Source organism: Trebonia sp. (assembly GCF_049794275.1).
Classification (GTDB): Bacteria; Actinomycetota; Actinomycetes; order Streptosporangiales; family Streptosporangiaceae; genus Trebonia.
The window spans coordinates 1-3,522 of sequence record NZ_JBARCR010000159.1 but is presented as its reverse complement, the minus strand read 5'-3'; the positions used below and the strand labels follow the sequence as shown (position 1 = coordinate 3,522).

At 69.2% G+C, this 3,522-nt stretch carries 5 protein-coding genes; 2 read left to right on the top strand and 3 right to left on the bottom strand.

Annotated elements, in window-relative coordinates:
* Window positions 1-217: hypothetical protein (locus WA805_RS04605; protein WP_422288279.1), on the top strand; the 217-nt coding region annotated here is incomplete at its 5' end.
* Window positions 218-221: 4 nt separating this feature from the next.
* Here the strand turns inward: WA805_RS04605 and WA805_RS04600 are convergent.
* Both WA805_RS04600 and WA805_RS04595 read right to left on the bottom strand, forming a co-directional pair.
* Window positions 222-680, bottom strand: a complete 459-nt coding sequence (locus tag WA805_RS04600) for an SRPBCC family protein (protein ID WP_425241715.1) — start codon at window positions 678-680, stop codon at window positions 222-224.
* Window positions 681-733: 53 nt separating this feature from the next.
* Window positions 734-1,090, bottom strand: coding sequence for a VOC family protein (locus WA805_RS04595; protein ID WP_422271130.1), 357 nt, complete (start codon window positions 1,088-1,090; stop codon window positions 734-736).
* A 127-nt stretch (window positions 1,091-1,217) separates the two neighbouring features.
* Between WA805_RS04595 and WA805_RS04590 the strand changes: the two genes are divergently transcribed.
* The gene (locus tag WA805_RS04590) at window positions 1,218-2,207 is read left to right on the top strand and encodes an aldo/keto reductase (protein ID WP_422288275.1); all 990 of its coding nucleotides are present in this window, start codon (window positions 1,218-1,220) and stop codon (window positions 2,205-2,207) included.
* Window positions 2,208-2,517: 310 nt separating this feature from the next.
* Here the strand turns inward: WA805_RS04590 and WA805_RS04585 are convergent, their stop codons facing one another.
* Window positions 2,518-3,084 carry a dihydrofolate reductase family protein gene (locus WA805_RS04585; protein WP_424562760.1) on the bottom strand — a complete coding sequence of 189 codons (567 nt, stop codon included), beginning with the start codon at window positions 3,082-3,084 and terminating at the stop codon, window positions 2,518-2,520.
* Window positions 3,085-3,522 lie beyond the last annotated feature (438 nt).

The window sequence follows — 3,522 nt, the reverse complement described above, 5'->3', positions numbered from 1 at the left end:
GGGCACGGCCGACGGCCGCGGCCCGTCCGCGGAGCTGGTGCTCGCCGACCGCGCCCTGACCGTCCGCCGCCAGGCGGAGCACGCCTACCCGCGCACCCGGCGAACCCGTGTCACCTACACCGGCAATGGCTACGCCGACGGCTACCGCGAAGGCCAGAAGGCCGATATCGGCGGCGCGAAGCTACGGTCGCGTCCGGCCGGGGCACTGTCCCGCTGACCCGTCACTCCGACCGGGCCGGCGCCAGGAACTGGCCGAGCCTGGCCAGGAAGTACTCCCAGCCCTCGCGATGATCGCTGCGCGCGGCCTGTTCCGCCGCGCCTTCCCCGTGCGGGCCGTGCAGGACGGTCAGCTCCGTGCCTTTGGTGCTGTCGTCGGCGCTGACCAGGACCGTGCGCCCGGCCGCGCCGGGGTCGTGGTCCCAGCCCCAGGTGAACTCCAGGCGGCTGCCCGGCTCGTAGCCGACGACCCGACCGCGCATGGTCTGGCCGAGCTTGGCGAAATGCACGATGTACGGACCGCCCTCGGCGGGGGTGAAGGTGAGCTCCCCGCCCCACCACTGGCGCAGCGTCGTCGGGTCGGTGAAGGCCGCGAGGGCGCGCTCCGGCGGGCAGCCGGGGAGCAGCAGCGTGGCCCGCACCATGGGACCCGCGTCGACCACTGTCACGGGGAACTCGGTCACGTCGGGTCTCCTTCCGGCTGGCAGCAGCATAGTGGTCCAGCCGCCCCGGAGAGCTAGTCGACGCAGAGGCAGAACGGGTGCCCCGCCGGGTCGAGGAACACCCGGAAAGTAGTACCGGGCTGATGCTCGTGCTTGGTCGCGCCGAGTTCGAGCACCGCCGCCTCACCTGCGTCGAGGTCGTCGACGATCACGTCGAGATGCATCTGCTGCGGCACCTGCTGACCCGGCCACTGCGGCGGTGTGTAGTCCGCCACCGGCTGGAAGCAGACGCAGTTGCCGTTCTCGGCGCGGATCTCGGCCCAGTCCGCAGAGATTTCGGTCTTCCAGTCCAGCAGCGCGCCGTAGAAGGTCGCGAGCGCGCCGGGATCGGGACAGTCGATGACGAAGTTCGGGAAGCGTGCGATAGCCATGCCAGGCAGAGTACGCGTGATCACGGACGATCCACGTCCGGTATGTGCCAAGGACCCAGCCGGCGCGGGATCACAGTAGGGCGGGGCCGCCTAGCCGGGCCGGCGGCGTGGCGGTAGCGTCACGGATGTGGATCACGCGAGACTTGGCCGGAGCGGCCTGCAGGTGTCCCGGCTGTGCCTGGGGACGATGACGTTCGGATTGCAGAGCGACGAGGCGACCGGGTTCGCGATCATGGACCGGGCGGCAGAGGCGGGGGTGGACTTCCTCGACTCGTCCGACGCCTACCCGCTCGGCGGTGACCTGGCCAGCCGCGGCCGCACCGAGGAAATCATCGGCCGCTGGATGCTGGGCAAGCGGGACCGGTTCATCATCGCGACCAAGTGCTTCGCGCCGACCGGCCCCGCGCCGTTCGACGCGGGGAACTCCCGCAAGCACATCATGTCCGCGGTGGATGCCTCGCTGCGCCGGCTCCAGACCGACTACATCGACCTGTACCAGCTGCACGGCTACGACCTGGACACGCCGATCGACGAGACACTGGGCGCGCTCGACGACCTGGTCCATTCCGGCAAGGTCCGCTACATCGGCTGTTCCAACTTCCTGACCTACCAGCTGGTCCGGGCGATCGGCCGCAGCGAGACCCTCCGGCTGGCCAGGTTCGATTCCGTCCAGCCGCGGTACAACCTGCTGTTCCGCCAGGTCGAGCGGGACATGCTGCCCTTCTGCGAGGAAGACGGCGTGGGCGTGATCCCATACAACCCGATCGCGGGCGGGCTGCTGTCCGGGAAGCACAGCGGCAGCGCGCCGCCGCCCGAGGGCCGCTTCACCCTCGGCTGGGCCGGGCAGATGTACCAGGAGCGGTACTGGAACGAGCGCGCGTTCGAGACCGTCGGGGCGCTCCGCAAGCTCGCCGACCAGGCCGGGACCAGCCTTGTCACGCTGTCGGTCGCCTGGGTGCTCGCCAGCAAGGCGGTCACCGCGCCGATCATCGGGGCCAGCCGGCCCGAGCAGCTCGACCCCAGCCTCGCCGCGGCGGAGTACAAGCTCGACCCCGACCTCAAGCGGCAAATGGACGAGCTGACCTACGAATACCGCCTGGGCGACGCCGCCCGCTGAGGCCTGGCCGTTGAGGCCGGCAGATAGGCCCGGGCGGGCGCTCCGGCAACTTCCCATCACTGTCGGCCTCTTCGCACCCGATTTGTCGGGTTTTAACCTGACTTGGGCCACGATCAAGGCCTGAGCGGGGGCGTACGTTGCTGACCTGTGGGTTCATCTCCGGGTCGGGCGGAATCTGCGCACTAATTCAGAGTCCCAAGGTGGCCCGGTGGCGTACGTGCGGACCGTCTTCGCGGTCTATGAGGTCGCGTGCGTGACGCAACCGCGCCTGTTCCTCCGGTGCTACGAGCCGCGCACATGACCCGACCGCTCAGCGCCTCGTCTCGTATCTGGTCAGCACGATGCCGCCAGGGAACGTCCGCGTCTCCACCAGGTTCAAGCTGACCCAGCTATCCAGCGCCGTGAAGAACGGCGTGCCGCCGCCCACCAAGACCGGGTAGGTGGCCAGTGCGTACTCGTCGATCAGCCCGGCCCGCATGGCAGCCCTGGCGAGCGTCGCGCCGCCGATGCCCATCGGGCCGCCGTCCTCGGCCTTGAGCCGGGTGATCTCGTCGACCGCGTCGCCGGCGACCAGGCGGGTGTTCCAGTCGACCTTGTCGATCGTCGAGGAGAACACCACCTTCGGTGTGTCCCGCCAGTTTTGCGCGAACGCGATCTCCGCCGGGGTGGCGTTGGGCTGCTGGTCGCCGGTCGGCCAGTAGGAACTCATCGTCTCCCACAGCTTGCGCCCGTACAGCGACAGGCCGCTCGCCCGCTCCTGGTCGAGCCACCACTGGAACAGTTCGTCGCTCGGCGGCCCGCTCCAGCCGATGTCGTCGCCGGGTGCGGCGATGTAGCCGTCCAGGGTCAGGTTCATGCCGTAGACCAGTTTCCGCACGACGCCAGCCTCCCGTGAGTCGGTCTCCGGTGTACAGACCGGCGCGGAGCGAGAAAGTCATCGGTATGACGATCTTGGGCGCGCGGGTAGTCCTCGTGCTCCGGGCTCAGGCGGCGTACCCCGGCCCAGCGAACACGCATTCGCCGCCGCCGACCCGCTACCCGACCATATCCCGCGGATCATCGAAGCCATCAAGACCCGAGCCGCTGCGCACTAAGTTGGCCCAACTCGGGTCTGGGCGACGCCGCCCGCTGAGGCCTGGCCGTTGAGGCCGGCAGATAGGCGCGGGCGGGCGCTACGGCAACTTCCCATCAACTTTCGGCCCCTTTCGCGCCCGATTTGTCGGGTTTTAAGGGCGAAAGGTGATGGGAAGATGAGCCCTCGCGTGCGCGCCGGCATCTTCGGGTCAGTTATGACCACTTTCACGTCCGATTTGCC